Annotated in this window: 18 protein-coding genes; 3 read left to right on the top strand and 15 right to left on the bottom strand. The window is 58.4% G+C overall.

Annotated features, from left to right (window positions below; all coding sequences use genetic code 11):
• Positions 1–471: 471 nt before the first annotated feature.
• The 9 genes from rlmB to RWL87_RS07035 form a co-directional block, all read right to left on the bottom strand.
• Positions 472–1,458: a 23S rRNA (guanosine(2251)-2'-O)-methyltransferase RlmB gene (rlmB, locus tag RWL87_RS07075; RefSeq protein WP_005509305.1), complete on the bottom strand. Its 987-nt coding sequence runs from the start codon at positions 1,456–1,458 to the stop codon at positions 472–474.
• A gap of 95 nt (positions 1,459–1,553) precedes the next feature.
• Positions 1,554–2,972: a cysteine--tRNA ligase gene (gene cysS, locus RWL87_RS07070; protein WP_070688153.1), complete on the bottom strand. Its 1,419-nt coding sequence runs from the start codon at positions 2,970–2,972 to the stop codon at positions 1,554–1,556.
• An 82-nt stretch (positions 2,973–3,054) separates the two neighbouring features.
• Positions 3,055–3,537, bottom strand: coding sequence for a 2-C-methyl-D-erythritol 2,4-cyclodiphosphate synthase (gene ispF / locus RWL87_RS07065; protein ID WP_005509302.1), 483 nt, complete (start codon positions 3,535–3,537; stop codon positions 3,055–3,057).
• 89 nt (positions 3,538–3,626) lie between these two features.
• Positions 3,627–4,370 (bottom strand): 2-C-methyl-D-erythritol 4-phosphate cytidylyltransferase, encoded by a 744-nt coding sequence (gene ispD, locus RWL87_RS07060; RefSeq protein ID WP_313969377.1) that lies wholly within the window; start codon positions 4,368–4,370, stop codon positions 3,627–3,629.
• 15 nt (positions 4,371–4,385) lie between these two features.
• Positions 4,386–5,069, bottom strand: coding sequence for a response regulator transcription factor (locus tag RWL87_RS07055; protein ID WP_005507150.1), 684 nt, complete (start codon positions 5,067–5,069; stop codon positions 4,386–4,388).
• Between the two features lie 41 nt (positions 5,070–5,110).
• On the bottom strand, positions 5,111–6,238 hold the full coding sequence (locus RWL87_RS07050; protein WP_070833235.1) for a cell wall metabolism sensor histidine kinase WalK: 1,128 nt from the start codon (positions 6,236–6,238) through the stop codon (positions 5,111–5,113).
• A 183-nt stretch (positions 6,239–6,421) separates the two neighbouring features.
• Positions 6,422–7,159 (bottom strand): phosphoglyceromutase, encoded by a 738-nt coding sequence (locus RWL87_RS07045; protein WP_294642459.1) that lies wholly within the window; start codon positions 7,157–7,159, stop codon positions 6,422–6,424.
• A 220-nt stretch (positions 7,160–7,379) separates the two neighbouring features.
• On the bottom strand, positions 7,380–7,697 hold the full coding sequence (locus RWL87_RS07040; RefSeq protein ID WP_049353395.1) for a DUF2516 family protein: 318 nt from the start codon (positions 7,695–7,697) through the stop codon (positions 7,380–7,382).
• Between the two features lie 48 nt (positions 7,698–7,745).
• Positions 7,746–8,948, bottom strand: coding sequence for an aminotransferase class I/II-fold pyridoxal phosphate-dependent enzyme (locus RWL87_RS07035; protein WP_313969376.1), 1,203 nt, complete (start codon positions 8,946–8,948; stop codon positions 7,746–7,748).
• 160 nt (positions 8,949–9,108) lie between these two features.
• Between RWL87_RS07035 and tmk the strand changes: the two genes are divergently transcribed.
• Entirely contained in the window at positions 9,109–9,825 is a 717-nt protein-coding gene (gene tmk, locus RWL87_RS07030) for a dTMP kinase (protein ID WP_313969375.1), read from the top strand.
• A complete protein-coding gene (locus RWL87_RS07025; RefSeq protein ID WP_313969374.1) occupies positions 9,822–10,961 on the top strand; it encodes a DNA polymerase III subunit delta' in 1,140 nt (379 codons plus the stop codon). Before tmk ends, RWL87_RS07025 begins: the two co-directional genes overlap by 4 nt.
• 131 nt (positions 10,962–11,092) lie before the next feature.
• On the opposite strand, the gene RWL87_RS07020 is transcribed toward RWL87_RS07025, so the two are convergent.
• The 3 genes from RWL87_RS07020 to manA form a co-directional block, all read right to left on the bottom strand.
• A complete protein-coding gene (locus tag RWL87_RS07020; protein WP_313969373.1) occupies positions 11,093–12,448 on the bottom strand; it encodes a PFL family protein in 1,356 nt (451 codons plus the stop codon).
• 9 nt (positions 12,449–12,457) lie between these two features.
• A complete protein-coding gene (locus RWL87_RS07015; protein WP_005507158.1) occupies positions 12,458–12,727 on the bottom strand; it encodes an ACT domain-containing protein in 270 nt (89 codons plus the stop codon).
• 322 nt (positions 12,728–13,049) lie between these two features.
• The gene (gene manA, locus RWL87_RS07010; protein ID WP_297606149.1) at positions 13,050–14,237 is read right to left on the bottom strand and encodes a mannose-6-phosphate isomerase, class I; all 1,188 of its coding nucleotides are present in this window, start codon (positions 14,235–14,237) and stop codon (positions 13,050–13,052) included.
• A gap of 137 nt (positions 14,238–14,374) precedes the next feature.
• Here manA and RWL87_RS07005 point away from each other — a divergent pair, with 137 nt between their 5' ends.
• A complete protein-coding gene (locus RWL87_RS07005; RefSeq protein WP_296545446.1) occupies positions 14,375–15,781 on the top strand; it encodes a phosphomannomutase/phosphoglucomutase in 1,407 nt (468 codons plus the stop codon).
• 155 nt (positions 15,782–15,936) lie between these two features.
• On the opposite strand, the gene RWL87_RS07000 is transcribed toward RWL87_RS07005, so the two are convergent.
• The 3 genes from RWL87_RS07000 to RWL87_RS06990 all read right to left on the bottom strand — a co-directional run bounded on the left by RWL87_RS07000 (position 15,937) and on the right by RWL87_RS06990 (position 20,425).
• On the bottom strand, positions 15,937–17,118 hold the full coding sequence (locus tag RWL87_RS07000) for an FAD-binding oxidoreductase (RefSeq protein ID WP_313969372.1): 1,182 nt from the start codon (positions 17,116–17,118) through the stop codon (positions 15,937–15,939).
• 624 nt (positions 17,119–17,742) lie between these two features.
• Entirely contained in the window at positions 17,743–18,213 is a 471-nt protein-coding gene (locus RWL87_RS06995; protein ID WP_313969371.1) for an Rrf2 family transcriptional regulator, read from the bottom strand.
• 361 nt (positions 18,214–18,574) lie between these two features.
• Positions 18,575–20,425: a phosphoenolpyruvate carboxykinase (GTP) gene (locus RWL87_RS06990; RefSeq protein ID WP_313969370.1), complete on the bottom strand. Its 1,851-nt coding sequence runs from the start codon at positions 20,423–20,425 to the stop codon at positions 18,575–18,577.
• Between the last annotated feature and the right edge of the window lie 335 nt (positions 20,426–20,760).

The following is a 20,760-nucleotide window of genomic DNA, read 5'->3' as shown; positions in this document are numbered from 1 at the left end:
CCCCTGCAACCCGAAAAAGGGTGAAGTAGCACACAAAAAGGGCCTTGAAAGGGTCCCAAACACCCCTCCAGACACTAAACCGCCTAGTCAGCACAGGATAAGCTCCTCAAAAGCTCTTTGAAAAAAGTTTAAAAACCTTCAAAAGACCCCGAAAAACCTGCAGAAGCTCCCTGAAGAGCCCATATAGAAGGGCAGAAAAGCCTCTCAGCATCAAGAAGATAAGAAGAGAAGACGGGAAGAAAAGATGGGAAGAGGGGCTCCGCCCCCTCCCCCATCTCTGTATCCCGCATATCTGTACCGCTGCACTTCCCCGTTCTGTACCTCCCAGTTCTGTAGTCTCCCTATATATGAGCACCTATATATGGGGAGAGCACAGAAAAGGAGGGCACCCCCTCACGGGGCGCCCTCCTTGTTCAAGCTATAGGGTTCAAGCTACAGAGCTACAGTCCGTAGCTCGCTAGCTTCAAAACTCTAGTTCGCGGAAGCGCGACGACGAGAAACATCGTACAGAGTAATGCCCACAGCCATCGCTGCGTTCAAAGACTCCATCGCCGAATCAATCGGAATCGACACAATCTGATCGCAGTTCTCAGTCACCAGGCGGGACAGACCCTTACCCTCAGAACCAACCACCACGCACAGCGGCTCATTCGCAAGCTCCAGAGCCGGCAGCTCAATATCGCCACCGCCATCCAGACCAATCACGAAAATACCCTGCTCCTTAGCCTGCTGAATCACGCGAGTCAGATTAGTCGCCATCGCAACAGGAATACGAGCAGCCGCACCAGCACTAGTCTTCCACGCACCAGCGGTCACAGCAGCCGAACGACGCTCAGGAATAATCACACCATCACCGCTAAATGCGGACACGCTACGAATAATCGCACCCAAGTTACGCGGATCAGTAATACCGTCCAAAGCAACAAACAGCGGCGGAGTCGACAGCTTACCCGAGTGCCAACGCTCCATAGTATCCAGCACCAAATCAGTCGCGTCCGGGTACTTGTACGGCGGAATCTGCATCGCAACACCCTGATGCACAGAACCATCAGTCAAACGATCCAGCTCGCTACGCGGAATCTCCAGCATCGGAATATTGCGCTTATTCGCAATAGTCATAATCTCGCGAACGCGGTCATCAACCTCAACACGGCTCATGATGTACAAGTGCTTCGAGGGAATCTCAGTACGCAGAGCCTCAAGCACCGCATTACGACCAGTCACCAGCTCATCGCTAGCACGCTTACCGCCCAGACGAGTCTGGAACTTACGGTTCGTACCGGTAGCAGCACGACGCTCAGCCGCGCGCTTCATCTTATGCGCCTTGTGATAAACGCGGTCCTCAGCCTTCGGAGTAGGACCCTTACCCTCAAGCGCCTTACGACCGTGACCGCCAGTGCCCTTAGTAGCACCCTTCTTCTTGGTGGTAGCGCCCGGGCGCGAACCTGCCTTAGCCATTCTTCTCTTCCTTCGTCAAAGTAATGAATACGAGTCTACGCGAGAGAAACCCGCGCGACCTAAGCCTTACGCACAAACGCGGGGCACATCACCCTCTAGCCAACGCTCCAGCTCGAACCATTCGCGCCATCCTTCACCTGCACACCAGCAGACGCCAATAGATCACGCATCGCATCAGCCTTCGCCCAATCCTTCTGAGCACGAGCAGCAGCACGCTCCGCCAATACAGCCTGAATCAGCGCATCCAGAGCCTCATGCTCAGCACCCGAAGTGCCCTCAGCATTAAAGCTCATCAGCTGCGCCAGGCCCAGAACCTCAGCCATAGCCATCACAGCATTCGCCGCCTCCGAAGCATCCTCACCGGCAGCAAGCGCCGCATTACCGGCACGAGTCTGCTCATGCAGAACCGCCAGAGCACGCGGAATATTCACGTCATCATCCATAGCCTCTGCAAAAGCCTCCGGAACCTCACGACCCGGCTTCAGCACATCCTGAGTTGCAGCAAGGAACGCCTCAACACGCTCAATAGCGGTTGCCGCCTCCTGCAGAGACGACGGACGGTAATCAAGAATCGAACGATAATGCGCACTACCCAGGTAATAACGAACCACCAGCGGACGGGCCATCTGCAGCATCTGCGCCGGCGAAATCGTATTACCGATAGACTTCGACATCTTCTCACCCTCATAGGTGACCATGCCGTTATGCATCCAGAAATTCGCGAAATCATCGCCAGCTGCAGTCGACTGCGCCAGCTCATTCTCATGGTGCGGGAAACGCAAATCCAAACCGCCACCGTGAATATCGAAACGCGAACCCAAATACTTACCAGCCATCGCCGAGCACTCCAGGTGCCAGCCCGGACGGCCGCGACCCCACGGAGACTCCCACGAAGCAGTCAGCGGCTCACCCTCCTTATAGCCCTTCCACAGGGCAAAATCGCGAGGGTCACGCTTACCGCGCGGATCAGCATCCGCAGAATCCTGCATATCCTCAACGCTCTGATTCGTCAGCGCACCATACTTATCCCACGAACGCACATCAAAATACACGTCACCAGAATCATCCAGTGCAGGATACGCGTGGCCACGATCAATCAGACGCTGAATCAGAGCAAACATCTCCGGAATATGACCGGTCGCGCGCGGCTCATACGTCGGCGGATCAATACCCAACGCCGCATACGCCTGAGCAAAAACCTTCTCAAAACGATACGCGAGCGCCCACCACTGCTCATTCGGGAACTCACCCTCAAAACCGGGCTCCATAGAATCAGCAGACTTCGCCAAAATCTTGTCATCAATATCAGTGACATTGCGGACCGTCGTCACCTTCAAACCACGGTAACGCATCCAACGGCTCAACTGGTCAAAAACCAACGCCGAACGGATGTGGCCCAGATGCGGTTCACCCTGCACCGTAGCACCACAATAATAGATACGCGCCTCACCGGGCACGACGGGCTCAAACTCGCGAATAGTCGCGGAAGCTGAATCATAAAAACGCATAGTCACACTCTCATTCTACGGGGTCGGTTCAGACGCCGGGGCGGTAAATCAGCGATAGGTTACAGAATGGCTCGAAGCAGCCAAACACCTACGAACGCGGATACACCAGCGCCGTCGCAATAGCAGCCACACCCTCGCCGCGGCCCGTCAAACCCAGACCGTCAGTAGTCGTCGCAATCACCGTCACCGGAGCACCCGCCGCCTCGCTCAGCACACGGTTCGCCTCATCACGGCGCGGAGAGAACTTCGGGCGGTTACCCACCAGCTGAACGCTCACATTACCAATCTCAAAACCAGCCGCACGCACAATCGCCGCAGCCTCAGAAAGAATACGAACACCCGAAGCACCCTTCATGTCCGGGCGATCCACACCGAAATTAGAGCCCAAATCCCCCGTGCCAGAGGCAGCAAACAGCGCATCAGCAGCAGCATGAGCCACCACATCACCATCAGAATGGCCGCTCAAACCACGCTCACCCGGCCAATGCAGGCCAGCAATATACAGAGGAGTGCCCTCCTCACCGAAAGCATGGACATCAACACCGGTACCAACACGAGGAATAACAGTCATTACAGGACCCTTCAATCGAACAAAAATCTTCTCAGCAGCAGTGCCCGCCCCACTACAGAGGCAGGTATAAGAGGCGTTACGCGGCAGGATTAGGAAGCAGAATCGCCAAACAGCGCGCGAGCAACCCGCAAATCCATCGGAGTCGTCACCTTAAACGCATCCGCATCACCGGCAACCGTCAACACCGGCTCGCCCGCCGCCTCCATAGCCATCGCATCATCAGTCAACAGCTCAGCTTCCTCGGGCGGCAGGGATCGGCTACGCTCATGCGCCGCCAACAGGGCAGAGACCTCAAAACCCTGAGGAGTCTGCACCGCACGCATCTGCGCGCGCGAAGGAGTACCCGTCACCAGGCCGGCAGAATCAACGGTCTTCACCGTATCCACCACCGGCAACACAGGAATCACCGCACGCACAACACCCTGCGGACTCTCAGAACCCAGCCCCTCAATCACACGGTGATACACCTGCGGCGGCGTAAACGCACGAGCGCAATCATGAATCAGCACATAATCCACCGGAACCTGCGCATCCTTCAACGCATCCAACGCCGCAACCACCGAAGCAGTACGAGTATCACCACCGGTGGTGATCAACGCGCCGGTACGGCGGGCATCCTCCAAAAGCTCCGGGCAGCTCACCGAACAATCAGCAGGAACAGTCACCACCACATGCTCAGCAACACCCGAAGCAAGCGCACCCTCCAACGCATAATCCAGCAGAGTACGACCGTGCACACGCACAGCAGCCTTCGGAATCGGCTCACCCAGGCGAGTACCCGAACCAGCCGCCAAAACAATCACAGCAGTATTCGCCGCAGAAGCAGAAGTCATCAGTCTCTAGCCCGCCTACGCCTCGAACTTATAGCCCAAGCCGCGAACCGTCACCACATACTGCGGAGCAGAAGAATCCGGCTCAATCTTCGAACGCAGACGCTTAATATGCACATCCAGAGTCTTCGTATCGCCCACATAGTCGGCACCCCACACGCGCTCAATCAGCTGGCCACGAGTCATCACACGACCCACATTGCGCAGCAGAATCTCAAGGAGCTCAAACTCCTTCAGCGGCATAGAAATCTCTTCACCATTAACCGTCACCACATGGCGGTCAATATCCATACGCACCGGGCCGCCCTGCAGCACCGACTCAGTCGCAGAATCAGTCTCCGCCGAACGACGACGCAACACCGCGCGGATACGAGCAATCAACTCACGCGCAGAATACGGCTTCGTCACATAGTCATCAGCGCCCAGCTCCAGACCCAGAACCTTATCCAGCTCAGAATCCTTAGCGGTCAGCATGATAATCGGGACCGAAGACACCTCACGCAGCTTACGGCACACCTCCATACCGGACATGCCCGGAAGCATCACATCCAGCAGCACCAGGTCCGCACCCTCGCGGTCAAACACCGGCAGAGCATCCAGACCGTTATCTACAACAATCGTCTGGAAACCCTCACGACCCAGCAAAAACGCCAGAGGATCCGAGAGGGCCTCTTCGTCCTCAACAATCAGAATTTTAGACATCAATAACTTCCTTCGATTCCATAAAACCTATACCGCTAACACTACACTGCGACCGGAGCCTCATTCAGCGGCAACGCCAACGTAAACGTCGAGCCCTCCTGCGGCATCGAACGAACCGTCACGCTACCACCGTGCTGAGTCATCACATGCTTCACAATACTCAAGCCCAAACCAGTGCCACCCGTCTGACGCGAACGAGCCGGATCAACCCGGTAAAAACGCTCAAAAATACGCTTCTGCTCATCCTCCGGGATACCCACGCCCTGATCAGAAACCTCAACCAGCAGCTGATCAGCCACGCGATGCACCCAAATATCCACCTTCGTATGCTCCGGCGAATACCGCACCGCATTCTCCACCACGTTCTGCACAGCAATACCGAGCAGCTCGGCGTCACCATACACCTCGGGGACCTCCTCGATGCGGGTAGAAATCTGGATGTCCTTCTCCTCCGCCACAATATGCGAACGATCCACCGCATCAGCCACCAAAGAAGGCACCGACACCGGACCACCGCGCGCAATTACATCGGTCGACTGCAGACGCGAAAGCTCAATAATGTCACGCACCAGCGCAGAGAGGCGGCGAGTCTCCTTATGCAGACGACCCACAAAATACTCGATAGCCTCCGGGTCATCACTCGCCTGCTCAATAGCCTCAGCCAACAGACTCACCGCACCCACCGGAGTCTTCAACTCATGCGACACATTCGCCACAAAGTCATTACGCATACGCTGAACACGAGAAATCTCAGTGCGGTCATCCGCGAGCACCAGAATGTACTCATCACCCAGCGACGCAACACGCACATCCAGGACCAGCGCCTCACCCTCACCGCGGTCAATCTCAAAGCTACGCTCCACAAAAATACCGCGATGACGCACCGTGCGAATCATATCCGCCAGCTCATCAGACGCCACCGTATGGCCACGCACCAGACCCATCGCATAAGCACCCGGAGAAGCCTGAACCACGCCGCCCACCTCATCAATCACCAGGTAGGCGCGACCAATCACAGCAAGCACCTGAGCGGCACCATCACGCAGCGCCGGCGCCGACACCAAGCTACGCTCCTGCTCACGCTCACTACGCGCCACCGCGTTCATGCTCAGGACGCCCACCAGCAGACCTATCATGCCCGCAATAAAGGCGATCAGACCGGCATCCATGTACTTCCCTTCTATTCGAGTACCCCACTCAGTATAAATGTGGCTGCTACCCAGCACTCAGGCGAGCGCGCCTCTTCTCAGACACGCCCTCCGTGCGGAAACCTGGCAGAGAACGCAATGAGCCGCCCACCTTACCGGTGGACGGCTCATCACAAGTACAGGGGCGAAACCCTGTCGAAGGTATTACTTACCCTGGTTTGCTACGGCAGCAATAGCGTCCTTAGCAGCCTCGGGGTCCAGGTACTCGCCAGCCTTGACGGGCTTGAAGTTCTCATCCAGCTCGTAGTACAGCGGAATACCGGTGGGGATGTTCAGGCCAGCAATGTCCTCATCGGAAATACCCTCGAGGTGCTTGACCAGCGAACGCAGGGAGTTACCGTGTGCAGCAACCAGAACGGTCTTGCCTGCTGCGAGGTCGGGCTTGATGTCCGACTCCCAGTAGGGAAGCATACGGCCCAGAACGTCCTTCAGGCACTCGGTGCGGGGAGCGTTCTCAACATTCGCGTAGCGGGGGTCGTGTGCCTGCGAGTAGGGGTCGTTGTCGTCCAGCGGGGGCGGCGGAACGTCGTAGGAACGACGCCAAGTCATGAACTTCTCGTCGCCGTATTCCTCGCGGATCTCGGACTTGTTCTTACCCTGCAGGGCACCGTAGTGACGCTCGTTCAGGCGCCAGGTGCGCTTGACGGGAATCCACAGACGGTCTGCTGCATCCAGTGCAAGGTTTGCGGTGTTGATTGCGCGACGCTGCAGGGAGGTGTGAACAACATCGGGGAGGATGTTGCGCTCTGCCAGCAGCTCACCGCCACGCTTAGCCTCAGCGCGGCCCTTATCGGTCAGGTTAACGTCCACCCAGCCGGTGAACAGGTTCTTCTCGTTCCACTCGGACTGGCCGTGGCGCAGGAGTACTAGTTTGTAAGTCATACCTCTATTTTTTCATTTACCCGCCGGTTTGTCATGCCTTAGAGCCTAGAAAATATGCATTCTCCCAAAAATTTATAAGGGTCTTTTCTACCAGAAGAGGAACGGCAAAAACCGCGCCAAGACGCGGCAAAGCCCCGCACACCACCCAACCGGAACAAACCCGACAAACGGCACGCGAGGCTCCACAACGTATCGCTCAAAGCGAGCGCACAAGCTAACGCTAGAAACGGCGGCGACCAACCGAAGGCCACACACCAGCCAGGAACACGCAGCTAATCACAGCAGCAACCAGCTGAAGAATCAGCACAGTATTACCGCCGCCAGTCACCGCAGCAAAAACGCTAAACAGCGACACCGCGGCAGCACCACCGGTCAAAGCCAGCCAGGTGTTCTTCGGGCGCTTACCGGCAAAATCGTAAGCATTAGCCGGAGACATCCACGCACGCACAAAAGCCAGCACGCCAACCACAGCAGCTGCAATAGCCAGCAGCGTATCAACAAAAGTGGTCACATACCAGACCAACAGAATAGGAGACATAGTATTCCTTAGAATCAGCAGCTTCTCTAGACAACCCTAGCAAAGTGCCTAGCGGACAACCTTAAAGGCCTCAACCAAGTCATTGTAAAGGTCATCAACGTTCTCAATACCCACCGACAGGCGCAGCAGCGACTCCGGAATCGAATCCGGCTCGTTACCGTGGCGACGGCGACGCTCCACCAGGGACTCCACACCACCCAGGGAGGTTGCCGGGGTCCACAGCTTCAGCGCCTCCACAACGTTACGGGCACCCGCCGCGTCGGTATCCAGGGTGACGCAGAGAATCGCGCCGAAACCATCCATCTGCTTCTTCGCGACTTCATGGCCGCGGTCGCTCTCCAGACCCGGGTAACGCACTTCGGTCACGAAGGGGTGCTCGCTCAGGCGCTCAGCCAGTACCTGCGCGTTCTGCACCGCACGCTCCACGCGCAGCGCCAGGGTGCGCAGGCCACGCAGACCAAGCCACGCCTCCACCGGACCGGGGATTGCGCCGTTGGTGATGCGGTGGTGCAGCATCGCCTTGTACAGCTCCTCATTCGAGGTGAGGGCCATACCCAGCAGAACATCCGAGTGGCCCGCAAGGAACTTCGTAGCGGAGTGAACCACGACGTCAGCACCCAAATCCAGGGGACGCTGCAGAATCGGGGTCGCGAAGGTGTTGTCCACCGCGGTCACAATGCCCAGGCGGCGAGCGGTAGACAGCAGGGCGGGCAGGTCAGCGACCTCAAGCATCGGGTTGGTGGGGCTCTCCAGCCACGCCAGGACCTTCGGTGCCGAGTAGTTCACGTTCTCGGGGGTCACGCCGGCGCGGGATGCGGCATCCTCCATAGCGGCGATAACGCTCTCGGTATCTTCAATGTCCACGCGAATGAGCTCGATAATGCCGCGGCGTTCCAAATCCTTGCACAGGGTCACCGACGCCATGTACGCGTGCTTCGGAATCAGCACAATGGAACCAACCGGAACCAGGTCAATCACGGCGGCGACAGCAGCCATGCCGGAGGGGAACAGCAGACCCGGCTGGGATGCGTTCTCCAGCTTCGCCACAACCTCTTCCATACCCTCCCAGGTGGGGTTCGAGAAGCGGGCGTACACGCGGTCCTGCTCAATGTTGACAGCGTCCACGCCGCGGTAGGTGGAAGAAAGAACGATCGGGGGGTTCACCGGCGCGTCATGCTCGTGTGCCGGGCGGCCGCCGGAGACGACGAAGGTCTCGGCGGAGTAATTCATGTCGTGGTTATCTGCACTCATGCCTTTAAGCCTGGCACACCCACGCCCAGAACGCACGCCCACGCAGGTGACGGTACACAGTATTTACATGTTTTTTACCTGTAAGCGCACTCAATGCTGTTCGGAACCGTCGCCGAAGCCACACCGAGGATTTGGGCAGACCCGGTACTCTTAAGAAGTGATGGATACTCTCAGCTACACCCCCGATGCGCAGAATCTTCCCGCCGACCCGACCGGTCGCCGCGGGCTTTTTATCGTGGTTGAAGGAGGCGACGGCGCCGGCAAAACCACCCAGCTCGCACTGCTGAATAAAGCACTACGCGACCGCGGATACCGTGTCATCACCACCCGCGAACCCGGCGGCACCGAGATTGGCGAAAAGCTACGCGCACTCGTCCTTGAGGCAGGTCAGGGCACTATTGACGACCGCGCCGAGGCGCTGATTTTCGCGGCGTCCCGCGCGGCGCACGCCTCCCAGCTGATTCGCCCCGCGCTCGCTGAGGGCGCCATCGTGCTGAGCGACCGCTATATTGATTCCTCCGCCGCGTACCAGGGCGTAGGCCGTGATCTGGGCGTTGAGACCATTGTCGATTTGAGCCGCTGGGCCACCGCCGATCTGGTTCCCGACGCAACCCTGCTGTTGAGCGTACCGCTGAGCGCCGAGCAGGAACGCATGGACCAGCGCGGCACCGTTGATCGTATTGAGGCTGAAGGCGCGGCGTTCAAGGCACGTATTCACGGCGCGTTCGAGCAGATTGCCCGCGAGGACGCTAACGGTTCGCACCGCATCATTGACGGCGTGGGCACGATTGAGCAGGTACACGCGCGCGTGCTCGAGGTGATTGAACCGCTGCTCGCCGCCCGCGAGCTGGTCCGCACCGGTAGGGAGGACTCATGAGCCTCTGGGATACCCTGCTAATTCCCGCCGATAAGCTGCAGCAGCTACGCGCAGACGCCGCAGCTAGCCGTCCCACGCACGCTTGGCTGTTTACCGGGGCGACCGGTGCGCCTCACCGTGAGGCGGCGAAGGTTTTTGCTGCCGCTCTGCTGTGCGAGCAGCCCGACCCGCAGAACCGCGGCTGCGGCCAGTGCAAGGGTTGTGTGACCGTCATGAACGGTTCGCACGCAGATTTCACGCACTTTAGTACTGAGGCGACGCAGATCAGCATTGATGAGGCACGCGAGCTGGTCATGAAGGCTCAGGACCGCCCGACCGTGGGTCGTTGGCGTGTGATTTTGGTGGAGGACACCGAGCGCATGCCGGAGCGTACCTCCAATGTGCTGCTGAAGGCGATTGAGGAGCCACCGCCGCACACGATTTGGTTGCTGACGGCGCCCTCCCCCACCGATGTTCTGGTGACGATTCGTTCGCGTTGCCGTCCGGTGCAATTGCCGGTTCCGACGGATGCGCAGGTGCACGAGTATCTGCTGGCGCACGGTGTGGCTGATCCGTTGGCGCAGCGTGCGGCACGCCTGGCTCTGGGCGATGCGCAGGAGGGGTACCGTTTGGCGACCAATGAGCAGGCGATGGCTCGTCGGGAGCTGATTACCTCCCTGATTCTGAATGTTCGTTCTATTTCTTCGGCTTTCAACGCAGCTGAGAAGCTCACCGACCTTGCTGATCAGGACGCGCAGGCTGTCTCCGCTCTCAAGGACGAGCAGGAACGCCAGGAGCTACTGGCACTGCTGGGTATCCGTGAGGGTGAGCGGGTTTCGCCGTCCTTGCGAGCGCAGGTTCGCCGCCTGGAGGAGCAGCAGAAGCGCCGCGCTAAGCGCGTTTCCTCCGATACGCTGTTGCGTTCCGTGGCGCAGGTTCAGACGGTACTGCGTGATGCGTTGACGGTGGCTCTGTCGGCGAAGGCTCCGCTGGTCAATGAGCATTTGCGTGAGCCCCTAGAAGCGTTCTGCACCCGCCGTTCCGCCCTGCAGCTACTGGAGGATGTGCAGGCGATTGAGCTGACTCTGCGTCGCCTGCGGACGAACGCAAATGCGCGTCTGGCGCTTGAAGCATTGATGAGCCGCTTCGTGTATTAGAAACGCTCAGACAAGAGTCTTTGGCTCTTCAAGACAGCACAAAATGGGGAGGCACCGAAGAAATATTCTTCGATGCCTCCCCTTTTTCTATTGGTTCTCAGTGCCCCTAGAGTTTAGTTGCGGAATCGAGCTTAGTTGCGGAAACCGTGAACCGGCGACGGAATACGACCGCAGCGGGCGATGAACGCATCCGCGCTCGGGGTATGGGTGGGCATGACGGGTGCTCGACCGAGCAGGCCACCGAATTCGACCATGTCGCCTACGCCCAGGCCAACCGCCGGGATGACGCGGACCGCGGTGGTCTTGTGGTTCATCACGCCGATGGCTGCCTCGTCGGCAATCATTGCGGCGAGGGTGGCGGCGGGGGTGTCACCGGGAACCGCGACCATGTCCAGGCCGACGGAGCAGATGGCGGTCATTGCTTCGAGCTTGTCGAGGCTGATGTGTCCGGCTGCGGCGGATTCAATCATGCCGATATCCTCAGAGATCGGGATGAAGGAGCCGGAGAGGCCACCGACGTTCGAGCACGCCATGAGGCCGCCCTTCTTCACCGCATCGTTGAGCAGTGCGAGGGCTGCGACGGTACCGTGGGTACCGACGGTTTCCAGACCCATTTCCTCGAGGATGTGTGCGACCGAGTCGCCAATCTCTGCGGTGGGTGCCAGGGAGAGGTCGATAATGTTGAACTGCACGCCAAGGCGTTCAGCGGCGAGGGTACCGACCAGCTGGCCGACGCGGGTAATCTTGAAGGCTGCCTTCTTGATTTCTTCTGCGCAGGTGTCGAAGGATTCGCCGCGGACCTTCTGCAGGGCGCGGTGCACCACGCCGGGGCCGGAGACACCTACGGAGATGGTGGTGTCTGCCTCCTGCACGCCGTGGAATGCGCCCGCCATGAAGGGGTTGTCGCTGACAGCGTTCGCAAAGACGACAAGCTTGGCGCAGCCGAAGCCGTGCGTGTCCGCGGTCAGGTCTGCGGTGGCGCGGATGGTTTCGCCCATGAGTTTGACGGCACTCATGTTGATGCCGGCGCGAGAGGATCCGATATCTACGGAGGAGCAGACAACGTCGGTTTCTGCGAGCGCTCGAGGGATGGAACGAATCAGCTTTTCGTCAGCGGGGGTCATGCCCTTATCGACGAGGGCACTGAAGCCGCCGACGAAGTTCACGCCGACTGCCTTAGCTGCCGCGTCGAGGGTGCGAGCGAACTCTACATAGTCCTCATCGTTGGAGGCGCCTGCCACCAGCGCGATAGGGGTGACGGCGATGCGCTTATTGACGATCGGGATGCCAAGCTCAGCTTCGATACCTTCGCAGACGCTGACGAGGTTTGCGGCGCGGCTGGTGATCTTGTCGTAGATTTTGCGGCGGGCTACCTCACCGTCAGAGTCGGCGCAGTCGAGCAGGGAGATGCCCATGGTGACGGTGCGAATGTCGAGCTTCTGCTCCTCGATCATTCGGATGGTTTCAAGAATATTGTCATTCATCATGGTGGCCGCTTAGATGGTGTGCATTGCCTTGAAGATGGATTCTGCCTGGATGCGAATCTGGACCTTCTGTTCGTGCTCAACACCAACCATGGCTTCCTGCAGGTCGATGAGGTTCTGCTGCTCTTCGTCGAAGGAGCAGTGCATGATCATGGTGAAGAATTCGCCCATGATGGTCTGGGAGACGTCGAGGACGTTGACCTTGCGCTCGGCGAGGGTTGCGGTCACGGCGGCGATGATGCCTTCGTGGTCGATGCCTGTGACGGTGAGGATGATCTTCACAGTGTTCTCCTAGTGGTTTGGGGATGCGTACCCAATGAAGAGGTGCATAAAGGCACAGGTACACGCATATTTATAAGAGCAATTATAGGTTACCCAGAACACATTCTGCAGGGTCAACACAAAAAGCCCCTCCCACCGAACATCGGGGGAATAAAAAATCCACGTCCCTTCACCTTATTCAGAGGTACGAAAGAACGTGGATTCTTTATGAGCGTCATTAGCGGAGCGATCTCTTTTGAATGCTCCATTGAGCTGTCTAGATTTGAGTGTCTAGAGACGCTTCCCAGACGCAACATGTAGAGGTAAGACCCAAATATTAAACCTAGACGTAAGAAGCGATGTACAGCTCGCCATTACCGCTCAGGGTTGCCACCGAGGGCTCACCCACGTGCAGTACCGACTCGGTGGCGCCCAGAACGAACTCTTCGGTGCCGTTGCCGTCTGCTGCGTGAATAGTGATTTTGCCGGATACGCTCAGCGCGGCGCTAATGCCCTCGAAGGTGTATTCCTGCGGCTTGCCCTCTTCAACGCGGATGCGGGTTACGCTCATACGCTCGTCCCACATGGCGTAGGTGCCCACAGGTGCGTTCTCGGGGGTGGGACGCTGGATAACGGGGGCGTCCTGGCTTTCGCCAAGAACCTTGATGAGCTCCTCGGTGTCGATGTGCTTTGCGGTCAGGCCCGCGCGCATCACGTTATCGGAGGGGTTCATCAGCTCAATAGCGGTGCCGGAGACGTAGGCGTGCACCTGACCGTCGGGGGTGAAGGCAGATTCGCCCGGTGCCAGGTGAACCAGGTTCATGACGAAGGCAACGAGCAGACCGCGGTCGCCGGGGTACTTGCCGGCAACAATCTGCACGAGCTCAGCTGCGTCAGCGATGAGTGCGTTGTCGGAGCCGGTCAGCTGTGCCGCCGCCTCAACAACCTGCTCAACAGCCGCGGTGGCGGTCTCTTCGGGCATGCGGATAATCTCGGTCAGCAGCTGCTTGGGGGTGAGCTCCACACGCTCTGCCAGCCAGCCAGCCTTGAACGCCTCAGCCAGCTCTGCCAGCTGCTCAGAGGTGCGCACACCGGTGAGCACGCGCATCTGGGTCAGGGCGATGACGGTTTCAGGCTTGGAGTAGCGGTCCTTGTAGTTACGGTGCGGCGCGTCAATCGCGATGCCGCGTGCCTGCTCATCCTCGAAGCCGGCAATAGCCTGCTCGGGGGTGGGGTGCACCTGAATCGACAGGGGGGCGTCAATCGCAAGGATCTTAAAGAGGAAGGGGAACCAGTCGGAGGTACGGTCCGGACGCAAGAAACGGGACGGCTCAGCCTGGATCAGCTCGTTGAGCGGGGACTCGGTGCCGTCAACGGTCGCACGGGAGGGCGCAGCCGGATGCGCGCCAACCCACACCTCAGCCTCGGGCTGTTCGGTGGGGACAGGCACGCCACGCATGCGTCCGAGAATTTCACGGGAACCCCACGCATAATTCTGAATCTGGTTTTTTAGGGAAAAAATCTCACCCATGGGGGAAAATACCTCTCGACGTGAGTTGTTTGAAGTAAGTGAAGTGATAAAAAACCCATACATTCAGCGGAATTTATAAGGTTTTACCTGCCCATTATAGAGGCTAGTTGCACTTCTTTACCGCTAAAATAAAAGGCGTGACTACTATTAATCTACATGACTCATTCAAAGCGTACGACGTGCGTGGCATCGTCGGCGAGACCATTACCGCAGAGACTGTTCGCGCTACTGGTGCGGCTTTCGTAGACGTTCTGGGCCTGGAGGGCCAGACCATTCTGGTCGGTGGCGACATGCGCCCCTCCTCCCCCGAATTCATGGATGCATTCGCCCAGGGTGCAACCGCTCGCGGTGCAAATGTTGAGAAGATCGGCCTGATCTCCACTGACGTTCTGTACTTCGCATGTGGCGTTGAGAACGCTGCCGGTGTTACCTTCACCGCTAGCCACAACCCCGCAGAGTACAACGGCATGAAGATGGCTAAGGCTGGCGCTGTTCCTCTGTCTTCCGAGTCCGGTCTGTTCGATATTCGCGACCTGGCTCAGAAGTACCTGGATGCGGGCGAGATTCCTTCCGTGGAGAAGGTCGGCACCGTTTCTGAGAAGGACATCCTCAAGCCTTACGCAGAGTACCTGCGCAAGCTGGTTGATCTGTCTTCCATCCGTCCCCTGAAGGTTGTTGTTGACGCTGGTAACGGCATGGGTGGTATGACCACCCCCGCTGTTCTGGGCGACACCATCCTGCCGGGCCTGCCCCTGGAAATCGTTCCCCTGTACTTCGAGCTGGACGGCACCTTCCCGAACCACCCGGCTAACCCGCTGGAGCCGGCTAACCTGGTTGACCTGCAGAAGGCTGTTGTTGAGCACGGTGCTGACATTGGTCTGGCATTCGACGGCGACGCTGACCGCTGCTTCGTCATCGACGAGAAGGGTGAGCCCGTCACTCCTTCGGCTGTGACCGCTCTGGTTGCTGAGCGCGAGATCGCTCGTGCAAAGGCTGAGGGCAACGAAGAGCCCGTCATCATCTACAACCTGATCACCTCGAAGGCTGTTCCCGAGCTGGTTGAGAAGCTGGGCGGCCGCGCAGTGAAGACCCGCGTGGGCCACTCCTTCATCAAGGCTGTTATGGCTGAGGAGAACGGCGTTTTCGGTGGCGAGCACTCCGCTCACTACTACTTCAAGGACTTCTTCAACGCAGACACCGGCATGCTCGCTGCAATGCACGTGCTGGCTGCTCTGGGTGGCGGCGACCAGCCCCTCTCCGAGATCAGCGCAAAGTACTCCCCGTACGTTGCCTCCGGCGAGATCAACTCCGAGATCGAAGACAAGGCTGCCGCTGTGGATCGCGTGCGTGCACACTACGCTAACGCTCCCGTGGTTGTTGAGGACTCCGACGGCACCACCTTCACCAACACTGAAGAGGGCTGGTGGGTCAACCTGCGTCCTTCGAACACTGAGCCTTTCCTGCGCCTGAACCTTGAGGCTCCGGATGTTGCGACTATGGAGCGCGTCCGCGACGAGGTTCTGGCTCTGGTTCGCCAGGGCTAAGCACTAGCTAGCTACTAAAAATCCCGCCTCGCAGATTCGTCTGCGGGGCGGGATTTTTATTTTGAGTTCTAAAAACCCGGCTAGGTTCTTCTGTCTAAGAGGAAGAACCTAGCCGGGTTTAAGAAACCTAGCGGACGAGCCGGCTTACGGAGTTTTTACGCCTCGCGTGCCTGGTCGTGGAGCATCCACTGGTCGGGGCCGAAGATCTCGTAGTTGATGTTCTTACCGGGAACGCCTGCCTCCACCAGTGCGGAGCGTACGCCCTGCATGAAGGGCAGCGGGCCGCAGAGGTAAACGTTAGCGTTGGAGGGAACGTCCAGCTTGGAGACGTCGACGCGGCCGGTGTAGTCGCCACCCTCACCCTCGATGAAGGAGACGAGGCGTGCGTTGGGCAGCTTGCCGACGAGCTCGGTGAGCTCTTCGCGCAGGGGCCAGGTGTCCAGGCGGCGATCTGCGTGAACCACGGTCACGGGGCGCTCGGAGCCCTTCTCGACCAGCTCGGAGAGGAAGCTGAGCATGGGGGTGGTGCCGATACCTGCGGAGAAGAGGTACAGGGGTGCCTCGGGGTCGCCGAAGCCTTCCAGGGTCAGGTCACCGTAGGGGTTGGAGATCTCGACGACTGCGCCGACTTCCAGCTCGTGCAGGATGGAGGTCATCTCGCCGTTGGGGTCGAGCTTCACACCAATGCGGCGCTGGTTCTTTTCGCTGGGCAGCAGGGTGTACTGGCGTGCCTGGCGCAGGCCGTCGCGTGCGGGAACGATGATGGAGATGTACTGGCCGCCCTTGGACTCGGTCATGGGGGTCTCGTCGGCGGGCTCGAAGGTCAGCACGACGACGTTCTCGCCGGTCTCCTTGCGCTCAACGAGCTTGAAGGGTGCGAACATGACGTCGTTTGCCTGGGAAGCGTACAGGCCCTTCTCCAGCTTGATGAGGGCGTTGCCCATGAGCCAGTAGACCTCGGTCCATGCCTCAACGATTTCGGGGGTAGCCAGGTCGCCCAGGTTAGCGGCAATTGCCTCGAAGAGGTACTTGTAGACGGTGGGGTACTCTTCTTCCTTCAGGCCCAGGGATGCGTGCTTGTGTGCAACGCGGGAGAGGACCTCGTCGGGGTAGGAGTTCGGGTGCTCGACAATGTAGGAGGCGAATACGGCGATGGAGCCTGCCAGCGCCTTGGGCTGGGTGCCTTCGAGCTGGGAGGAGCGGGAGAACATGCCGTCCATCAGGTCGGGGCGGGCGGCGAACATTCGACGGTAGAAGTCGGGGGTGATGTCGTTGATGCGCTCAGCAATAATGGGCAGCGTTGCCTCAATAATGGGGCGGGACTTCTCAGAGAGCATGTCATGCCTTCTTCCTGTGTGGTCACCTCGGTCGTTGTGGTGACGCCCTTAATGTGGGTGATGCGGGGCGTTCACTCGGACAGCTCAGTTGGTGACAGAGTGTTTACAAAGCACCCTTACCGTAGCATTTTGCGGGGTGTTTGCGCTGAGTGCAGGTCATGCCCCGAGGGTTATTTGGCACTATAGATGCTACTTATGGTTCACCCTGACTCAAAGAGAGAGCCGAGCGTCACACTATATATTTTCAGCACTGCTTTTGAGTTCGCCGGGTGACTAGCCCCGAAGTATGCATAAAAATTCTGGACCGAAAATATATTTACTAGGGAAAGTATGCAGTGTAGTGCAAAAATGAATATGGTCACATTTTCTGCATTTGAAAAGCAAGTTTGCAATTTTCTGCATTTCCTGCACAAATTCAGGAATCACACAGGTTCCAGCACCCCCGCAGACAGAGGCAAAGACACTCCCGGTGCTCCCTCAAAAACCTCCGCAGAAAGCCACCGAGAAAGCCACCGGGAAGACCCTCAACAGCCCTACGTTAGCCGCAAGAACGCCTTAAAAACTCCGTGGAGCCTCCCACCGGAAAGCTCCACAGGTATCACGTATTTCTTGTAGCGTGCCAGCCTAGTGTGCAGGCAACGCATTCTCCGGAGGCGCAAAGCCCAGCTCAACAAACACCGGACCAACGGGGCGCGCACCGGCAGTCAGCTCGCTAATGACCACCGAATCAACCGAAGCATAGAACGCCTCGCGAGCCCTCGCCAGCACATTGCGCAGGCGGCAGAACTTATCCAGCGGGCAGTGGCCATTCTCATCCTCGCACTCAATCATGGGGATATCGCCCTCAGTAGCGCGAAGAATAGTGCCGACGGTCGCAGAACGTCCTGCGTCCGAAAGCATCACGCCACCGGCGCGACCACGAGTCGAGTCCAGGTAACCCATATTCACGAGGAAGGCCACAGCCTTCGCCACGTGGTTGTAGGGGGTGTCCACTCCCTCAGCAATCTTCTGAGTGGAAAGCTTCTGACCGGGCTCCAGAGCAGACAGGAGCATCAGAACGCGGAGCGAGACATCCGAGAATGCTGTCAAACGCATGGATACTCCTTCTATCCTTCTCGTGCTGCCGTACCTTCACGGAGGCGGCAACGGATGCGCGAGCCCGGGTGGGTTCGACGCGTTCAAAAATCTTACATTGGCATTGTATAGGGGTAGCAAGAGGGCAAGAAATCAGGGCCAGCCATAATCATGCTCTCGTAGCCTTCCCGATATCTTTAGAGTATTTCTCAAGAGCAGATGGACTGCATAGCCTTACACTCACAGCTCTCCGAGAGACGACTCATCACCTCCCATCTGACAGGGATTCAAACGACCCCCATAAACGGAAGGAAGGAGCGGAATCTCACCGGGAGATCCCGCTCCTTCAAAGCGCTAAACCTTAGGTATTAGCTGGAATGTCTTAGCCCTCCAGAGCCTTTGCCAGAGCGTCGCGCTGCTCGCGAACCTCAGCAGGCAGCTTGTCGCCGAACTTCTCGAGCCACTCGTCGATGCCGGGCAGCTCAGCAGCCCACTCTTCCTTCGAGACAGCCAGAGCAGCCTTCAGCTCCTCCTCGGAGATTTCCAGACCGGTCAGGTCCAGGTCTTCCTTGGTGGGAACGGTGCCCAGGAAGGTCTCCTCGCCACCAGCCTTGCCGTCCAGGCGGTCGAAAATCCACTTCACAACGCGAGAGTTCTCGCCGAAGCCGGGCCATGCGAAGCCACCATCGGGGGTACGGCGGAACCAGTTGACGTAGTAGACCTTCGGCATGTTCTCAGCGCCGTGCTTCTTGCCCAGGTCAATCCAGTGCTTGAAGTAGTCACCAGCGTTGTAACCGATGAAGGGCAGCATAGCCATCGGGTCGCGGCGAATCACGCCGACAGCACCCTTAGCAGCCGCGGTGGTCTCGGAGGACAGGGTAACAGCGCGGAACACGCCCTGCTCCCAGCTCTCAGACTCAGAAACCAGCGGAACGGTAGTCTTGCGGCGACCGCCCAGAACGATAGCGCTCAGCGGCACACCCTCGGGGTCGTAGTACTCGGGAGCGAGCATGTCGACCTGGGATGCGGGGGTGCAGAAGCGGGAGTTCGGGTGAGCTGCCGGGCGGCCAGACTCGGGAGTCCAGTCCTTGCCGGTCCAGTCAATCAGGTGTGCGGGAGCTTCGTCGGTCTTGCCCTCCCACCAGACGGAGCCGTCATCGGTCAGAGCAACGTTGGTGAAGATAGTGTTGCCCTTGGCGATAGCCTTCATAGCATTCGGGTTGGTGGAGTAACCGGTGCCCGGTGCCACACCGAACAGGCCAGCCTCGGGGTTGACCACGCGTGCCTGGTGGTTCTCGTCGAACTCAATCCATGCGATGTCGTCGCCGACCATCTCAGCCTTCCAGCCGTCAATGGTGGGTTCCATCATTGCGAAGTTGGTCTTGCCACATGCGGAGGGGAACGCTGCGGAAATGTAGCGAACCTTGCCCTCGGGGTTGGTCATCTTCAGGATGAGCATGTGCTCTGCCATCCAGCCCTCATCGCGACCGATGACGGATGCGATACGCAGTGCGTAGCACTTCTTACCGAGCAGTGCGTTACCGCCGTAGCCGGAGCCGAAGGACCAGATTTCGCGGGTCTCGGGGAACTGGACGATGTACTTCTCGGGGTTGCAGGGCCAGGGAACATCCTTCTGGCCGGGCTCCAGGGGTGCACCAACGGAGTGCAGAGCCTTGACGAAGAAGCCGTTGGTCTCGTTCAGCTTTGCAAGAACGTCCTTACCAATGGTTGCCATGATGCGCATGGAGCAGACAACGTATGCGGAGTCGCTCAGCTCAACAGCAATCTTGGGGTTCTTAGCCTTCAGGGAGCCCATGACGAAGGGAATAACGTACATGGTGCGGCCACGCATGGAGCCCTCGAACAGGCCGGAGAGGGTCTGCTTCATTTCGACGGGGTCACGCCAGTTGTTGGTCGGGCCTGCGCCTTCTTCGGTCTCGGAGCAGATGAAGGTGCGCTCCTCGACACGTGCCACGTCATCGGGATCAGAGAAAGCTGCGTAAGAGTTCGGGAATTCGTGATCGCTCAGGCGAACAAAGGTGCCAGCGTCGACCAGTTCCTGTGCAAGGCGGTCGTATTCTTCCTGGGTGCCGTCGACCCAGTAGATGTGTGCGGGCTGGGTCAGGGCCGCAACTTCGCGAACCCAATCCAGAAGACCCTGGTGGGTAGTGGGTGCGCTCTGCAGCTCCTTTTCGAGCTCGGCAGAGAGAGTACGAGTTGAGGTGTCAGCCATTGACGTTTTCCCCTTCATTCGGTGGCCCGGATACTACGTTGATCCGGATAGGTCTGCGGTAACAAAGAAGCAGTTAAACACTACAAGCGTGCAAACAATGGTGAATATGCACGCTTGGACAGAAGCCACTTCCTCGTGATGCTTACAGAATAACGCATTAATGACCCGAACACCCCTCTATGACGCTATTTCTTACGTTCTGCGCATCACATTCTTTTGGCGCAAAAAGATTTTTTGAGGGACTTCTGGATGTTCCTGAAGGGTGCAGACGGGTATTTTTGGGTGCCTTCGGGGTGGGTTTTGGTGCGTAATAAAAATATTTTGAAAAAATTTTG

Origin of the sequence: uncultured Rothia sp. (assembly GCF_963555405.1) — a bacterium.
Taxonomy (GTDB): Bacteria; Actinomycetota; Actinomycetes; order Actinomycetales; family Micrococcaceae; genus Rothia.
The sequence above is the reverse complement of the archived record's forward strand: the minus strand, read 5'-3'. Positions and strand labels throughout refer to the sequence as shown.